Below are 16,005 nucleotides of genomic sequence, written 5' to 3'. Positions count from 1 at the left end.
GGGTCACGAGCCCTCGTCGCCGGTTGCGTTTTTTCTTCACCAAGACCATAGGGACGAACCATGTTCCGCTTTGTTTTGCGCCGCATCGGTATGGTGATTCCGACTTTCATCGGCATCACGATCCTCGCGTTCGCGCTGATTCACCTGATACCGGGCGACCCCATCGAAGTGATGATGGGCGAGCGCGGCGTCGATCCCGCCATGCACGCCGCGGCGATGCACCGCCTCGGGCTCGACGAATCCCTGCCGATGCAGTACGTCCACTACATCGGGCGCGCGCTGCACGGCGACCTCGGCACCTCGATCATCACCAACACCAGCGTGATGGGCGAATTCCTCGCACGCTTTCCCGCTACCGTCGAACTGTCGATCTGCGCGATGCTGTTCGCGCTGATCGTCGGCTTGCCGGCGGGCGTGTTCGCGGCCTTGCGGCGCGGCACGGTGGTCGATCACGGCGTGATGGGCACGGCGCTGACCGGCTACTCGATGCCGATCTTCTGGTGGGGCTTGATCCTCATCATGGTGTTCTCCGTGAAGCTCGGCTGGACGCCGGTGTCCGGCCGCATCGCGGTTGAATACGACATTCCGCACGTGACCGGCTTCATGCTGATCGACGCGATGATGTCCACCGACGAAGGCGCGTTCAAATCCGCGCTCAGCCATCTGATCCTGCCGGCCATCGTGCTCGGCACGATTCCGCTGGCGGTCGTCGCGCGCATGACGCGTTCGTCGATGCTCGAAGTGCTGCGCGAGGACTACATCCGCACGGCGCGCGCGAAGGGCTTGTCGCCGGGACGCGTGATCGTCGTGCATGCGTTGCGCAATGCGCTGATTCCGGTGGTGACGGTGATCGGCTTGCAGGTCGGCACGCTGCTCGCGGGCGCGGTGCTGACCGAGACGCTGTTTTCATGGCCGGGTATCGGCAAGTGGCTGATCGACGCGATCGGCCGGCGCGACTATCCGGTCGTGCAGGGCGGTATCCTGATGATCGCCACGCTGGTGATCGTCGTGAACCTCGTCGTCGATTTGTTGTACGGCGTGCTGAATCCGCGCATCCGCCATACGAGGTAAACCGAAATGGCAGACATTCAAAATACAGTCCCCCAGTCGGTCACGCCACCCAGTGGCCGCGCTATCGCCGCCCGTGAATTCTGGGCGAATTTCTCGCGTAACCGTGGCGCTGTCAGCGCCGGCGTCATTGTGCTCGTGCTGATCTTCATCGCGATCTTCGCGCCGTTGATCGCACCGCACAGTCCGATCGAGCAATACCGCGACTTCGTGAAGATTCCGCCCGCATGGCTCGAGGGCGGCAACTGGAAGTTCATTCTTGGCACCGACGAAGCGGGCCGCGACATCCTCTCGCGTCTGATGTATGGCGCGCGGCTGTCGTTCTGGATCGGCTTCGTCTCAGTGGTGCTCGCGCTGATTCCGGGCGTCGTGCTCGGTCTGATTGCGGCATTCTTCGAGAAGTGGGCCGACACGCCGATCATGCGCATCATGGACGTGCTGCTCGCGCTGCCGTCGCTGCTGCTCGCGGTAGCGGTGGTGGCGATCATCGGTCCGGGTCTCGTCAATACGATGCTCGCGATCGCGATCGTCGCCTTGCCGGGCTATGTGCGTTTGACGCGCGCGTCGGCGCAGGGCGAGTTGCAGAAGGAGTACGTGACGGCTTCGCGCGTGGCGGGCGCCGGCACTTTGCGTTTGATGTTTTCGCAAGTGCTGCCGAACTGCACCGCGCCGCTGATCGTGCAGGCTACGTTAGGCTTTTCGTCGGCGATTCTCGATGCCGCGGCGCTCGGTTTTCTCGGCCTCGGCGTGCAACCGCCGTCGGCGGAGTGGGGCGCGATGCTGGCCTCGGCGCGCGATTACATCGACAGCGCCTGGTGGATCGTCACCATGCCGGGTCTGTCCATCCTGATCTCGGTGCTCGCGATCAATCTGCTCGGCGACGGGCTGCGCGACGCACTCGATCCCAAACTGAAAAGGATGGCCTAAATGTCTAGCTTATTGACCATCCGCAATCTCGCGGTGAATTTCAACGGCTTGCCGGCAGTCGACCGGATCAACCTCGATGTCGCGCCGGGCGAAGTGGTCGGCGTGGTCGGCGAATCGGGTTCGGGCAAGAGCGTGACGATGATGGCGCTGATGGGCCTGATCGACGCGCCGGGCAAAGTCACCGCTGACGAAATCACCTTCAACGGCAAGAATCTGCTGAAGGCATCGGCGAAGGAACGCCGCAAGATCATCGGCAAAGATATCGCGATGGTGTTCCAGGACGCGCTCACCAGTCTGAATCCGAGCTATACCGTCGGCTATCAGATCAAGGAAGTACTGAAGCTGCACGAAGGCTTGCGCGGCAGCGCCCTGGACAAACGCGCTCTGGAACTGCTGGACCAGGTCGGCATTCCCGACCCGAAAGGCCGTATCGGCTCGTTTCCGCATCAGATGTCGGGCGGCATGAACCAGCGCGTGATGATCGCCATGGCGATTGCCTGCAACCCGAAACTGCTGATCGCCGACGAACCGACCACCGCGCTCGACGTGACGATCCAGGCGCAGATCATGGAGTTGTTGATCAAGCTGCAGAAGGAACGCGGCATGGCGCTCGTGCTGATCTCGCACGATCTGGCCGTGGTGTCCGAAGTCGCGCAACGCGTCGCGGTCATGTACGCTGGCGAAGTGATCGAGACGAACAAGGTGCCGGACATCTTCGCCGCGCCGCATCATCCGTACACGGAAGCGTTGCTGGCGGCAATCCCCGAGCACAATGTCGGCGCCGTGCGGCTCGCCGCGTTGCCGGGCATGGTGCCGGGCCGCGACGACCGTCCCAAAGGCTGTCTGTTCGCGCCGCGCTGCAAGTATGTCGTCGACGACTGCCTGAAGGCGCGGCCCGCGCTTGCGCCGATGCCAGGTCACGCTGAAGTGGCGCGCGTGCGCTGCATCAAACCTTTGAACCTGAGCGGCGACGCCAACGTTCACACCCATGGAGGCGCACGATGAACGCAGTACTCGAAACGCGGCGCCAGTCCGACCATGCGGGCGACCACGTGCTGGTCGCGGAACAGCTGGCGCGTTATTACACGGTCAAGCGCGGCATGTTCGCGTCGGGCACGGTGAAGGCGCTCAACGGCGTCTCGTTCGCGCTCGAACGCGGCAAGACTTTGGCGGTGGTCGGCGAATCCGGCTGCGGCAAATCGACGCTCGCCCGGCAATTGACCATGATCGAGGCGCCTAGCGCCGGCCGTCTGCTGATCGACGGCGAAGACGTGGCCGGTGCCGATCACGCGAAGATCGCGGCGCTGCGGCGGCGCGTGCAGATGGTGTTCCAGAATCCGTTCGCCTCGCTGAATCCGCGCAAGACCGTCGAGCAAACGTTGGGCGAGCCGCTCGCGATCAACTCGCAGCTGAGCGCGACCGAGCGCGCCGAACGGATCGCGCAGATGATGCGCACCGTCGGCCTGCGTCCGGAACATGCGAAGCGTTATCCGCATATGTTCTCCGGCGGTCAGCGGCAGCGCGTGGCGATTGCGCGCGCGATGATTCTCGACCCGCAGATCGTGGTCGCCGACGAACCGGTCTCGGCGCTCGACGTGTCGATCCAGGCGCAGATTCTGAATCTGTTCATGGATTTGCAGGAACAGTTCAAGACCAGCTACGTGTTCATCTCGCACAATCTCTCGGTGGTGGAGCATATCGCCGACGATGTGATGGTGATGTACTTCGGCGGCGTGGCGGAACTCGGCGACAAGAAGCGGATCTTCTCGAACCCGCGTCATCCGTACACGCGCGCGTTGATGTCGGCCACGCCTTCGATCTTCGAGGCGGATCGCACGATCAAGATCAAGCTGCAAGGCGAAATGCCGTCGCCGCTGAATCCGCCGTCGGGTTGCACGTTTCATCAGCGCTGCCCGTACGTGATCGACCGCTGCCGCAGCGAAGAACCGAAGCTGCGTGAAGTGGATGGCCGCCAGGTGTCGTGTCACCGCGCCGAGGAGGTGGGGGACGTGGATGCCTGATGGGTTGGCGGCGCGTCGTCTTGCGCGCCGCTTGCGTGACGGCGGCTTGAACGCCGCTTCAACGCGGCGCTGGAGGGCGCGTGCACTGGCGGGTGCCGCGCTCTTTGTCGTTTGTTCTGTATTTCATCTGGGCATGGACTCGTTCGGTGTCGCGCATGCCGCCGGCGCGGCTGCCAATGCGCCCGCGCAGGCCGGGCGCCCGGCGCTGCCGGTGCCTAACATGCCGGCTCCGCCGCGCGCCCGTGTGCCGGGCTCCAATCCGCCGCCCGCTTCGCCGCCTGCCTTGCCGGGTACCACCGCGAGCGGCCCGGTGCGGGCGCAACCGGCGCGCATGCCGTTCTATGTCGCGACACGCGGCACGACCACCATTTACGTGCTGGGCACGCTGCATGTCGGCGATCCCGCCGACTACCCTGCCGATCAGCCCTTCCGTGCCCCGATCCTCGGCGCGCTCGCCGCCTCGCCGACGCTGGCACTCGAACTGTCACCCGACGAACTGCTGGTTTCGCAAGACGACGTCTCGAAGTACGGCGTCTGCAAACGCGACTGTCTGCCGGGACTGCTGCCTGATCCCTTGTGGCACAAGCTCGCCGTCCGGCTGCACGGCAACCCGGCGGCACTTGACGCCATCAAGAAGATGCGGCCGTGGCTCGCTTCGTTACTGGTCGAAACCTACGATTCGTTGAGTGCCGGCCTGCAGACCGAGTACGGGTCGGAAGCGCAACTGCAGAACGTGTATCTGCGCACACGCGGCAAGATTGTCGGTCTCGAGACTTTATCGCAGCAGATGCGCGCCTTCACAGGGCTGACGCTCGCGCAGCAGCGCGAGATGCTGGCGCAGGATCTGGTACAGACGCCGGCGGAAAATGTCGCGGACGTGCGGACCTTGCATCGTCTCTGGCGTGTCGGCGATGCGGATGCGATCGCCGCCTGGCAGGCCGCGAAATCCGAAAAGCTGGCCCGCGACAAACGCATCTCCGATTCGATCGACAACAAGATCGTCTATGACCGCAACCGCCGCTTCGTCTCGAAGATGCTGTTGATCGCCGCCCCGAACAAGCCGGTGTTCGTGGCGATCGGCGCGTTGCATCTTGGAGGCCGCAAGGGCGTCCTGCAGCTTTTGCGGCAGCACGGATTCGTGGTCGAGGCGGGGTGAGGTTCATCGGAGCCGAGCACGAAACGTACGTAACGACTCAACCGTCCTAAACCGGGTCGGCCGTTCGGCCATCATAGGAACCGGTCTCTGAAGCACCCAGTCCGACGTACACGTATGCCGCAAAATGCTCGCGGCACACGCAGCCATAGCGGCCCTTTGCATGCTATGATGTATGTACAAACGTCAATACAGGTGGCGCGTGCTGTTTGAATGGGACGAAATCAAAAATCAGATCAACATTCGCAAACACGGCATCGATTTTCAGGATGCTATCGACGTGTTCAATCACCCGTTACTCACGGCGTTGGACCAGCGGGAAGACTACGGCGAAGACCGTTGGTTCGCGATGGGCTGGATCGCAAACATTGTGGGCGTTGTGGTTTATGTCGAACGGGTTGAGGACGTGATCCGGATCATTTCGGCACGCAAGGCCTCGCGGCATGAGGTCAAGCACTACAAGCAGCGTGTCTGGCATTGACAGGCACTGTGGCAGTCAAGCATGAGCAGAGGTGAAATAATGGTTAAGGCATCGGGAACAGACTGGAAGCGACTCGCCAAAACAGGTGACGCACAAATTGACACGAGCGACGTGCCCGAACTCGGCGACGATTTTTTTCAACGCGCCGAGTTGCACGTTCCGCCCAAGCAGGCCGTGACAATGCGTCTGGATGCGGACGTGCTGAACTGGTTCAAGGAGCAGGGGCAGGGTTATCAGACGCGCATCAACAAATTGCTGCGCGCCTATATGCTGGCGCAGCAGCGGCGGCGTCCGTAGGCCGCACTTCGTTGATGCCCGGTGTCAGAGATGCCGCGCGCAGGCCCCGGGCCTCAGCGCGGTGTGGCCATTAGAAACCGCCGTGGCGCAGTGCGCCGGTCACTTCTTCGACCAGCGGCGCCCAATTCCCCAGCATCGGTTGACGGAACAACCTCATCCCCGGATACCACGGTGAGTCGCTGCGTGCTTCCAGCCAGCGCCAGTCAGAATTGGCGGGCAACATCAACCACACCGGCTTGCCCAACGCTCCCGCCAGATGCGCGACGCCAGTGTCCACGGCGATCACCAGATCGAGGTTCATGATCAAGGCGGCCGTGTCTTCGAAACTGTGCAGGTCGGCGGTGAAATCGTGCGCGCGGAATGCCGGCGGCGCGTCGGCCAGTTGCCCATGCGCCGGGCCTTTTTGCAGCGCGTACCAGGCAATGTCCTCCAATTCGCTGAGCGCGCTCAGGTCGGTTAGCTGCATCGACCGGTAGCGGTCGTTGCCGAATGTGGGACTGCCGGCCCAGACCAGTCCCACTTTGCGCTTCGACTTGTCGGTCGCGCCGAGCCGTTTGCGCCATGCCTTGATCTTCGCTTTGTCGGCGAAAAGGTAGGGCACCTCTGCGGGAATGTCGGCGACATCCATGCCGATACACGACGGCACGCTCATCATGGGTACCCAGAAATCGTATTCACCGTTGGGTTTGCCGCTGAATGCGCGATGCACGCCCGCGATGCGTCCGACCAAAGGCAGCAGCGGCTCGCGCACGCACAGGTCGACCGTCGCACCGCGCTGGGCCAACACGCTCGCAAAGCGCAGGAACTGGAAGTGGTCGCCGAAACCCTGCTCGCCAACCAGCAGCAGACGACGCCCCTCGAGCGGCTCGCCACGCCATTCAGCGACGCCCGGCACCGCGATCGCGTCATAGTCGCTCTTGCGCCAACGCAGCGCGAATTCAGCCCAGCCTTGTCGATAGTCGCCGCGCTTGAGCAATAGCCACGCGAGATTCTGATGCGCGTCCGCGTAGTGCGGGTCGAGTGCGAGCGCCCGGCGATAGAAGCCTTCTTCTTCGTCCAGCCGGCCTTGCGCACCGAGCGATCCACCCAGACAGACGAGGTGAGTCGGAATCGGTTTGAGTGCGACCGCGCGCCGGTAATGCGCTTCAGCACCCGCGTAGTCGCCGAGCTTGCCGATCAGGCTGCCCAGATTAATGTGCGCCTCCACGTAATTCGCGCGCAGCGAGAGGGCTCGCTCGAAGCTGGCGATTGCCGCGCCGTGATCGCCTCGTGCTTTGTGCGCATTGCCCACGTTGAAGTGCGCTTCCGCCGACGTCGGGTCGAGCGACAAGACCTCGTGATAGCACACCAGGGCTTCGTCGAAACGCGCGAGCTTGCTGAGCGCCGTGCCAAGGTTCAGACGCGCGTCGAGCAGCGTGGGGTTCGAGGCCAGCGCCAACCGGTACTGTTCGATCGCTTCGATGAAGTCACCTTGCGCTTGCAGTGCGACGCCGAGGTTGTTGCGCGCATCGGCGAAATCCGGCTGGAGTTGCAGCGCCTGGTCGTAGCAGATCATTGCTTCGTCGAGATGACCGAGCGCGGCGGCCACGAGTCCCCGGTTGCTCCAGCAGGCGGCGTCGTGACGGTCGAGTTTGAGCGCGCGGCTCATCAAGCTGGCAGCAGTGTCATGATCGCCGCGCTGGAATTGCAGCACGCCGAAGTAGTGGAGCGCGCCCGTATGGGCGGGATCGAGCGTGAGGGCTTCGCGATAGAGGGATTCGGCGGCGTCGAGCCGGCCGGCTTGATGCGCTTCGAGCGCGGCGTCGATCAATGAGGCGAGGTAAGCGGTGTGCGGCGGTTCGGTCCGCGCGCGATCAGGCTGGGATCGATGTTCCATGGAAACCTGCGGGAGAGCGACGGCGGTGCGCGCTGCGCGCGCCGCCGCGTGTGGATGGGAGGGCGTCCAGCATCGTATGGTCGCCCCCCATTTCCCGACGATCGGACGCATCCTAATTCGATCGCATCCAGGCGTTCCAGTGACTCCATTTCACCGACGTATCGCAGAGCTGTCCGACGATACGTCGGCGTTTCTCGACTTCAGTGGCAAGAGTCCTACAGAAACATCAGGAAATTCAGCAGCAAGATATTCACGATCAGCAAGGTCAGCGCAGTCGGAATCTGCACCTTGATCACCGCGTTCTTGTCCGGCAGTTCCAGCAGCGCGGCCGGCACCATGTTGAAGTTCGCGGCCATCGGCGTCATCAGCGTGCCGCAGTAGCCGGAGAACATGCCGATCGCGACCATCACGGCCGGGTTGCCGTGAAACACGCCCACCAGAATCGGCACGCCCACGCCGCCCGTCATCACCGGGAACGCGGCGAAGCCGTTGCCCATCACCATGGTGAAGAGCGCCATGCCGATGCAGTACACGGCCACCGCAATGAAGCGGTAGTCGAGGCTGATGTACGCCGTGGTCACATGCGCGACGGCCTTGCCGACGCCCGCATCCGAGAACACGAGACCGAGCATGCCGAGCATCTGCGGCAGCACGGCGGCCCACGACAGCGCGTCGACCAGGCGGCGCGCTTCCTTCATCGACTGGCCGACGGTGTCGCGCGTCATCACGCAGGCAATTGCCAGCGCGATGACGCAGCCGATGCCGAAGCCGATCAGCGTGACGTTCGCCTTCTCGATCAGCGGCATGCCGCCGAACACCAGATGGCTCGCCGACAGCGTGATGATCACGGTGACGACCGGAATGGTCAGCGCGGGCACGAACAGCTTGTTACGCAGACGCGCGGCGCTCGCCTTGCGCGCTTCGAGCGACAGGACCCTGGGCTTGCCCGCGGTCACGCCGCCGAAGCCGGCAATCAGCGCCATGACGATCACGAGCACGCCGACCACGGCGGGCGGCAGCTTATCGCCGATCAGGAAGATCAGCGCGTAGAGAATCCAGAAGCCGCCGGCCGTTAAACGGCGCGGATGGTCCTTGTCCGTGACGATCATGCCGCCGACCACCAGCAGCACGACGCCCAGCAGCCAGAAAAGATAGGTGATCGTGAATGTCATGCTTTGTCTCCTGCTGCGGATTGCGTCGGCGAACCGGCGGCGTTGCTCGCCGTGGCATTGCCGCGCAGTTCGCGTTCGAGCCTGCGATCGAGCAGATACAGGCGGAAGCCGTGAATGAGAAACGCGCAAATGGCGGTCGGAATGCCCCACACGGCCACGTGAATCGGTTCGACGATGATTCCCGCTTCCTTGAGGAAGGTGGTCATCAGCACGATCGCGCCGAACGCGACGAAGATGTCCTCGCCGAAGAAGAGGCCTACGTTGTCGGTCGCCGCGGAGAACGCGCGCAGTTTGAAACGCACCGCGTCGCTGATCTTGCCGAAGCGGGTTTCGGTCGCGCCTTCGGCCATCGGCGCGATCAACGGACGCACCATCTGCGGATGGCCGCCGAGCCCGGTCAGGCCGACCGCCGCGGTTAGCTCGCGCACCAGCAGATAGACGATCAGAAGTCGCCCCGCGGTCGCGGCCTTGATGCTGCCGATCCAAGTTTGCGCCCGTTCACGCAGGCCGTGCCGTTCAAGCAAGCCGATCACGGCGAGCGGCAGAAGAATGATCAGCGGGATATTGCGGGTCTTGATGAAGCCGGTGCCGACCTCGGCGAGAATCTTTTCAGGCGGGAAGTGCGCGGCCAGGCCCGTGATGATCGCGGCGACCGCCACGATCAACATCGGATTGAACCGTAATAAAAAGCCGACGATGATGACGGCCACGCCAATGAGCGGCCATAGACTGACTGTTGTCTGCATCTGGATCTCCAAACAGGGTTTCAACCTCGCCGCTTGTGACGGCTAACGTGGGACGGCGGCTGGTGGTCCAGACGCCGTCTTGTTGCCACGGCTCTTGACGGCCGCGTTTGCTTCGAACTACACCTGCATCTACACCTGCGCCTGCTGATCGACTGCGGGTACTGCAATGTGTTCTGTACCTGGCAAACGCCCCGCTTGAAGCGGGGCGTTGCAAGGTGCACGAGGTTTGAATCGCGCTGTCCGGCTGGCGCTTCTGGCGACGCTTCGGGCGACGCTTCGGCCGACGCTTCAGGCGCGCGCCGCACCGGCCGCGTGGACCTCGATGCCCGCGTCCTGCAACGCGCCGCGAATGCGCCGCGCGAACGCCAGCGCATGCGGCCCGTCGCCGTGCAGGCAGATGGTCTGCGCGTTCAGCGACACCCATTGACCATCCACGGCCTGCACGCGTTGCTCGCGAATCATTGCGAGCGTGCGCGTCAGTACTTCGTCTTCGTCGTCGAGCAGCGCGCCGGGCTCTTTGCGCGGCACCAGCGAACCGTCCGCGCGATAGCCGCGATCGGCGAAGACTTCTTCGACGGCAACCAGGCCCGCGTTGCGCGCGGCCGTCACGAGTCCGCTGTTGGCCAGCGCGAACACGGCCACCGACGGATCGAAATCGTGCACCGCCGAGACGATCGCGTCGGCAATCTTGTTGTCACGCGCGGCCTGGTTATACAGCGCGCCGTGAGGCTTGACGTGCGCGATGCGCCCGCCTTCAGCCTGGGCAATCGCCGACAGCGCGCCAAGCTGATACAGCACGCCCGCGTAGATGTCGTTGGCCGGCAGATCCATTTCCTTGCGGCCGAAATTTTCCGGATCGTTGAAGCTCGGATGCGCGCCGATCGACACGCCTTTCTCCACCGCCCAACGCGCGCAGTCGCGCATCGCGTTGGCGCCGCCCGCGTGCCAGCCGCACGCGATGTTGGCCGAGCTGACCAGGTCGAGCAGTGCCTCGTCGGACCCGCAGCCTTCGCCGAGATCGGCGTTCAAATCGATTTCCATGGTGTTCCTCTGCTTTTCAACAAAACGCCGGGGTGCCGCAGTTTTTCTGGGTCCCTCGGCGGCCGGCGCAAAGCGCCGGCTTGGAGACGCTCATCGTTACAGTGCCGCGACGGCCGCTTGCCGTGCGCAGCGTTCTTCATGCATTGCGATTGCGGCGTCGATCTGCCGCAAATAGGTACGTTCGTCCAGTAAAGCCTGGCGCGCCTCGTAGGGCGTCGTCGGGATGAAGCGGACCGCGGCGTTCAGGCGGACTTGCGCGAGCTTCCACAGATCCGCCTGGATCACCGCGCCGATCTTGGGATAGCCGCCGGTGGTTTGCGCGTCGCTCATCAGCACGATCGGCTGGCCGTTCGGCGGCACCTGGATCGTGCCGGGCAGCACAGCGTGCGAAAGCAGATCGGCCTTGCGCGTGCGCTTGAGTTCGGTGCCCGCGAGGCGGTAGCCCATGCGATTACTGTTCGGCGTGACGAGCCATTCATCGGACCAGAACGACTCGTGGGCTTCATCGGTGAAGCTCTCGTATTCCGGCCCGCGCAGTACGCGGATCGGCACCGCCCACGGCACCCCCGACGGATGACGGCCGCGCCGCAGCGGCTCATGGACCAGCACGAACTTGCACCAGGCGGGCGCCTTCACGCCAAATTCCGGCGCCTCGGAGGTAAAGCCGAGATGGCCGCGCTGCGGCGGCGCGCCGACCGGCAGGCGGTCGCCGTCGCGCAGCGCGCGGCCGCCGAGTCCGCCGAAATGGCCGGCCAGATCGGTGCTGCGCGAGCCGAGCATCGGCAGGACGTCGACGCCGCCCGCCACGCACACATAGCCGCGCATGCCTCGCTTCGCCGCATTGAGCACCAGCTCCTGGCCGGCCTGCACCGGCAGGCTCCACCATGAGTAGACCGGCTTGCCGTCGAGCGTTGCGCCGAATTCGGTGCCGGTGATAGCGACCCGCGTGGCGCGCAGAAAGCGCAGCACGGTCGGGCCGAAGGTGATTTCCAGACCCGCCGCATCGGGCCGGTTGCCGACCAGCCGGTTGCCGACTTCGAGCGACAGACGATCGAGCGCACCACCCATCGCGACGCCGAGATGCCGGTAGCCGTGACGGCCGAGATCCTGAATCGTGGTCAACAGACCCGCGCGAATCACATCGATCATGCGTGTATCCCTGCGATCGTGAAGCGCACCCGGTCGCCCGGCTGCAACAGCGTGGGCGGCCGGCGCGCCGGGTCGAACAGCGGCAGCTCGGTGCGGCCGATCAACTGCCAGCCGCCGGGCGAAGTGGCCGGATAAATCCCGGTCTGTTCGCCACCGATGCCGACTGAGCCGGCCGGCACTTCGAGCCGCGGCGACGCGCGACGCGGCGTATGCAGCGCGGCTTCGAGCCCGCCCATATAGGCGAAGCCCGGCTGGAAGCCGAGAAAGAACACCACGTACTCACCCTGCGAATGACGTTCGACGACCTCGCGCACGCTCAAGCCCGTGTGATTGGCGACCGTTTGCAGATCGGGGCCGAACTCGCCACCGTACTGCACCGGAATCTCGACTTCGCGGCCCGGCGCGGGCGCGTCGCTCAGCGCATCCCATGCCGCTTGAAGATGACTCACCAGCGCGTCGCGGTCAGCTTCGAGCGGGTCGAAGACGAGCGTGAGGTTGTTCATGCCCGGCACCACCTCCAGCACATGCGGCCAGTCGCGCGCGGCCTCGGCGGCCGCCCACACGCGCCGCTGGCATTCCAGCGTGGCGGGCGGCGGCGCCTCGCAGACTAGCGCGGCATCGCCGAGCGGAAAAATTCTAGGTTGGCTCATGGATCAAGGGCCCAGGTCGAGTCGGAGGATTCGGGCACGGCACGCCCTCTGATCGGTTATCGACATCGGGCAGGCGACGGTTGAAGGGTACATTATCAATAAAATATCAACAATTTCTCAATAAGCGTTTGTGCCAGGCTCCCGGGGAGCGGACGCGCGTCGTACACTCCCGACACCTTCCCCAACCTGTTTGCCGAGAATCGTCACCATGTCGCGCCATCCCACCAAGATCGTCTCCTCGGAACATCTCGTGTCCGAGACCAGCGCGGAACTGTCCGAACTCGAGTACGCGCTCATCATGGCGGGCAATGCATTCAACCGATGGATGGTGCGCTGCATGTCGGCGGCAGGCGAAAAGGACATGACCGCGATCGAGGTCTCGCTGCTGCACCACGTCAGCCATCGCGAGCGACGCAAGAAGCTGGCGGATATCTGCTTCGTGCTGAATATCGAGGACACGCACGTCGCCACCTACGCGTTGAAGAAGCTCGTAGCTAGAGGGTATGTAAAAAGCGAAAAGACCGGCAAGGAAGTGTTTTTCTCGGCGACCGATGCAGGCCGCGAGCTCTGTCTGAAATATCGCGAGGTGCGCGAGAGCTGTCTGATTTCGACGCTGAAGGAAAGCGGTCTCACCAACGAGCAGATCGGCGAAGCGGCGCAACTGATGCGCAACGCGTCAGGTCTTTACGACACGGCGGCGCGGGCGGCGGCGTCTTTATAACGCAGGGCTGTCTGTTTGCCGCAGCGCGGCGCTTGCCGGATGCTCAGTCCACCGGGCGCGGATAGAGTGCAGCCTCGGTGACGATCAGGTCGAGCGGAATGTCGTGGACTTCGCGTAGAAATGCCTGCGTGCGGCATGCTTCATACGCGATGCCGACCGTGATCGGCCGAGTCTCTCCGGGCCACGCAGCCAGCGTGCGATCGTAATAGCCGCCGCCGTAGCCGAGCCGGTAGCCGTGTGAATCGAAGCCCACGCACGGCACGAACAGCAGTTGCGGAATCACAATGCGCCCGGACGTGGGCTCGCCGATCTTGTGATGGCCTATCCTCATCGGCGTGGTGGGGGTCCATGCGTGAAATTCAAGCGGGGCGCTACGTTCCTTGACGACCGGCAGACTCGCCTCGCGTTGCGCATTTGCCGCGAGCCAGACCGAGATAGCGGGGCGCGCGTCGAACTCGCCGGCGAGCGGCCAGTAAAATCCCACGCTGTGCACGCCGTACTGCTTCAATGCATCGAGCAGGTGCCGCGCGAGCGCGGTATTGTGCGCCGGCTCGGAAGCGGCTTGCAGCCTTGCTTCCAATAGCATTTTCCGCAGCGCCTTTTTCGATTCCGCGGCAGGGTTGCATGCTATGCTTGGGTTCAATTCGCGCTCCAGAAACAACGATGTCAAAACGCCTTTACCGAGTATATCGCGCGGCCGGTCTGGCGCTTGCCGCTGCGGCACTCGTCGCGTGCAGCACGGCCTCCGCCGTCAAGCCCCTTCCCCTTTCGCAACTCACGAACGACGACCAGATCTTCGTCCAACTGCGCGAAGCCGCCCGCAGTAATGACGCAGGGCGCGCCGCGCAACTGGCTGCCATGATCCCGAGCTACCCGGCGCCTTCGTATCTGGAGTACTTCCAGATCAAGCCGCAGTTGTTCGATTCGGGCGGCCACGCGCGCATCGACGCGCCGGATGCGCCCGTGCTGGCGTTCCTGCAGAAGTACGACGGCCAGGCGATCGCCGACCGCATGCGCAACGACTACCTCACGGTGCTCGGCGCGCGGCACGACTGGCGCAACTTCGATCAGCAATACGCCCGCTTCGTGCTGAACGACGACACGCAGGTGAAGTGCTACGCGCTCGAGTCGCGTGCCTCGCGCGGCGAGAATGTGGCCGACGCGGCGCGCGCGCTACTGGTCGATCCGAAGTGGTACGGCGACGGCTGCGTCGATCTGATCACCTCGCTGTCCATCAACCAGCAGTTCAGTTCTGCGGACGTGTGGCAACAGATTCGCCTCGCCTACGAACAGAACTACACCAACACGGGCGCGAAGCTCGTCGACGCGCTCAGCAACCAGCCGCCCGATCCGGTGCTGTTCAATCAGGCCACCACTACGCCGCCGTTGCTGCTGGCGCGTGGTGTCGGTCCGGATACGCAGTCGCATCAACTGGCGCTGCTGGCCATCACGCGCATGGCACGCAACGACCCGGCCATGGCCGCGGCCACGTTCGCGTCGGTGGCGCCGTCGCTGAGCTCGCCCGAACGCGCCATCGGCTGGGGCACGATTGCCTATCAGGCGGCCGCTAAACAGATGCCGAGCGCGGTGGACTGGTATCGCCTGTCGGTGAATGCGCCGCTGTCGAATCCCGCCTATGAATGGCGCACCCGCACCGCCTTGCTCGCGGGCGACTGGACGATGGTGCGCTGGTCGATCGAGCAGATGCCTGCTGCGCTGCGCAATCAGCCGTCGTGGGTGTATTGGCATGCCCGCGCGCTCAAGCAGGCCGGCGACACGACCACGGCCAACCAGGAATTCGAGTCGATCTCGCAGGGCTATAACTTCTACGGCCAACTGGCGGCGGAAGAGTTGGGCCAGAAGATCACTGTTCCGCCGAAGACCACGGTGAGCGACGCCGAAGTGCAGCAGGCCGGAAATACGCCCGGTTTCGATCTGGCGCAGCGTTTCTACGCGCTGAATCTGCGGCTCGAAGGCAATCGCGAATGGAACTGGCCGCTGCGCACCATGAGCGACCGGCAACTAATCGCGGCCGCCGAATACGCACGCCGTATCGAACTGTATGACCGCACCGTCAATACCGCGGACCGCACGAAGAGCGAGCATGATTTCTCGCTGCGGTATCTGTCGCCGTTCAAGGATATCGTCGAGCGCGATTCGCAGTCGAATGGCCTGGATGTGGAATGGGCCTACGGCCTGATTCGCCAGGAGTCGCGCTTCATCATGAACGCGCGCTCGGAAGTCGGCGCGAGCGGATTGATGCAGTTGATGCCGGGTACCGCGCAACTGGTCGCAAAGAAGATCGGCCTCGGTCCGATCTCGCGCGAGCAGATGAACGACATCAACACCAACATCCTGCTCGGCACGAACTATCTGTCGATGATCTACAATCAATTCGATGGATCGGCCGTGTTAGCCACCGCGGGCTATAACGCCGGCCCCGGCCGTCCGCGTAACTGGCGGCAGTCGTTGCAGCATCCGGTGGAAGGCGCGATCTTCGCCGAGGCGATTCCGTTCCAGGAAACGCGCGACTACGTTAAGAATGTGTTGTCCAACACGGTCTACTACGCGGCATTGTTCGAAGGCCGTCCGCAATCGCTGAAGGCGCGTCTGGGTTATATCGCGCCGTAAAGCGCCGTGCCGCCGCCGCTTCATTCAGAGGCGGCGGCGCGCCACGCCAGCCGTTGCCGCGGCTTCCACCAG

The 16,005-nt window shown here is 63.9% G+C and carries 16 protein-coding genes; 9 read left to right on the top strand and 7 right to left on the bottom strand.

Going from position 1 to position 16,005, the window contains the following annotated elements; translation table 11 throughout:
* Nucleotides 1-60 precede the first annotated feature (60 nt).
* The 7 genes from B0G80_RS15095 to B0G80_RS15065 all read left to right on the top strand — a co-directional run bounded on the left by B0G80_RS15095 (nt 61) and on the right by B0G80_RS15065 (nt 5,947).
* Complete coding sequence (locus B0G80_RS15095; RefSeq protein WP_091798153.1) at nt 61-1,071, top strand: ABC transporter permease subunit; 1,011 nt, start codon at nt 61-63, stop codon at nt 1,069-1,071.
* 6 nt (nt 1,072-1,077) lie between these two features.
* Nucleotides 1,078-1,995: an ABC transporter permease subunit gene (locus tag B0G80_RS15090; protein WP_106284839.1), complete on the top strand. Its 918-nt coding sequence runs from the start codon at nt 1,078-1,080 to the stop codon at nt 1,993-1,995.
* On the top strand, nt 1,996-3,000 hold the full coding sequence (locus tag B0G80_RS15085; RefSeq protein ID WP_116118484.1) for an ABC transporter ATP-binding protein: 1,005 nt from the start codon (nt 1,996-1,998) through the stop codon (nt 2,998-3,000).
* Nucleotides 2,997-4,016 carry a peptide ABC transporter ATP-binding protein gene (locus B0G80_RS15080; RefSeq protein ID WP_106284841.1) on the top strand — a complete coding sequence of 340 codons (1,020 nt, stop codon included), beginning with the start codon at nt 2,997-2,999 and terminating at the stop codon, nt 4,014-4,016. The genes B0G80_RS15085 and B0G80_RS15080 overlap by 4 nt, the downstream gene beginning before the upstream one ends.
* Complete coding sequence (locus tag B0G80_RS15075) at nt 4,009-5,172, top strand: TraB/GumN family protein (protein ID WP_116118483.1); 1,164 nt, start codon at nt 4,009-4,011, stop codon at nt 5,170-5,172. The genes B0G80_RS15080 and B0G80_RS15075 overlap by 8 nt, the downstream gene beginning before the upstream one ends.
* Nucleotides 5,173-5,344: 172 nt before the next feature.
* Entirely contained in the window at nt 5,345-5,650 is a 306-nt protein-coding gene (locus B0G80_RS15070) for a BrnT family toxin (RefSeq protein ID WP_243856579.1), read from the top strand.
* A gap of 21 nt (nt 5,651-5,671) precedes the next feature.
* Entirely contained in the window at nt 5,672-5,947 is a 276-nt protein-coding gene (locus B0G80_RS15065) for a BrnA antitoxin family protein (RefSeq protein ID WP_408967705.1), read from the top strand.
* A 70-nt stretch (nt 5,948-6,017) separates the two neighbouring features.
* Here B0G80_RS15065 and B0G80_RS15060 read toward each other — a convergent pair whose 3' ends face one another.
* The 6 genes from B0G80_RS15060 to pxpB form a co-directional block, all read right to left on the bottom strand.
* Nucleotides 6,018-7,823: a tetratricopeptide repeat protein gene (locus B0G80_RS15060; RefSeq protein ID WP_116118482.1), complete on the bottom strand. Its 1,806-nt coding sequence runs from the start codon at nt 7,821-7,823 to the stop codon at nt 6,018-6,020.
* A gap of 215 nt (nt 7,824-8,038) precedes the next feature.
* Nucleotides 8,039-8,995: a DUF979 domain-containing protein gene (locus B0G80_RS15055; protein WP_116118481.1), complete on the bottom strand. Its 957-nt coding sequence runs from the start codon at nt 8,993-8,995 to the stop codon at nt 8,039-8,041.
* Nucleotides 8,992-9,741: a DUF969 domain-containing protein gene (locus tag B0G80_RS15050; RefSeq protein WP_116118480.1), complete on the bottom strand. Its 750-nt coding sequence runs from the start codon at nt 9,739-9,741 to the stop codon at nt 8,992-8,994. Before B0G80_RS15050 ends, B0G80_RS15055 begins: the two co-directional genes overlap by 4 nt.
* Nucleotides 9,742-10,029: 288 nt before the next feature.
* On the bottom strand, nt 10,030-10,782 hold the full coding sequence (pxpA, locus tag B0G80_RS15045; RefSeq protein ID WP_116118479.1) for a 5-oxoprolinase subunit PxpA: 753 nt from the start codon (nt 10,780-10,782) through the stop codon (nt 10,030-10,032).
* Between the two features lie 96 nt (nt 10,783-10,878).
* Nucleotides 10,879-11,931 carry a biotin-dependent carboxyltransferase family protein gene (locus B0G80_RS15040; RefSeq protein WP_116118478.1) on the bottom strand — a complete coding sequence of 351 codons (1,053 nt, stop codon included), beginning with the start codon at nt 11,929-11,931 and terminating at the stop codon, nt 10,879-10,881.
* Entirely contained in the window at nt 11,928-12,581 is a 654-nt protein-coding gene (pxpB, locus tag B0G80_RS15035; RefSeq protein WP_116118477.1) for a 5-oxoprolinase subunit PxpB, read from the bottom strand. The genes B0G80_RS15040 and pxpB overlap by 4 nt, the downstream gene beginning before the upstream one ends.
* Before the next feature lie 208 nt (nt 12,582-12,789).
* Here pxpB and B0G80_RS15030 point away from each other — a divergent pair, with 208 nt between their 5' ends.
* Nucleotides 12,790-13,302: a winged helix DNA-binding protein gene (locus B0G80_RS15030; protein ID WP_106284849.1), complete on the top strand. Its 513-nt coding sequence runs from the start codon at nt 12,790-12,792 to the stop codon at nt 13,300-13,302.
* A gap of 43 nt (nt 13,303-13,345) precedes the next feature.
* Here B0G80_RS15030 and B0G80_RS15025 read toward each other — a convergent pair whose 3' ends face one another.
* On the bottom strand, nt 13,346-13,888 hold the full coding sequence (locus B0G80_RS15025; protein ID WP_258878889.1) for a 5-formyltetrahydrofolate cyclo-ligase: 543 nt from the start codon (nt 13,886-13,888) through the stop codon (nt 13,346-13,348).
* 77 nt (nt 13,889-13,965) lie between these two features.
* Between B0G80_RS15025 and B0G80_RS15020 the strand changes: the two genes are divergently transcribed.
* Nucleotides 13,966-15,933 (top strand): lytic transglycosylase domain-containing protein, encoded by a 1,968-nt coding sequence (locus B0G80_RS15020; RefSeq protein ID WP_116118476.1) that lies wholly within the window; start codon nt 13,966-13,968, stop codon nt 15,931-15,933.
* Nucleotides 15,934-16,005: the final 72 nt, after the last annotated feature.

This window comes from Paraburkholderia sp. BL6669N2 (assembly GCF_003387275.1).
In the GTDB taxonomy this organism is placed as follows: Bacteria; Pseudomonadota; Gammaproteobacteria; order Burkholderiales; family Burkholderiaceae; genus Paraburkholderia.
The sequence above is the reverse complement of the archived record's forward strand: the minus strand, read 5'-3'. Positions and strand labels throughout refer to the sequence as shown.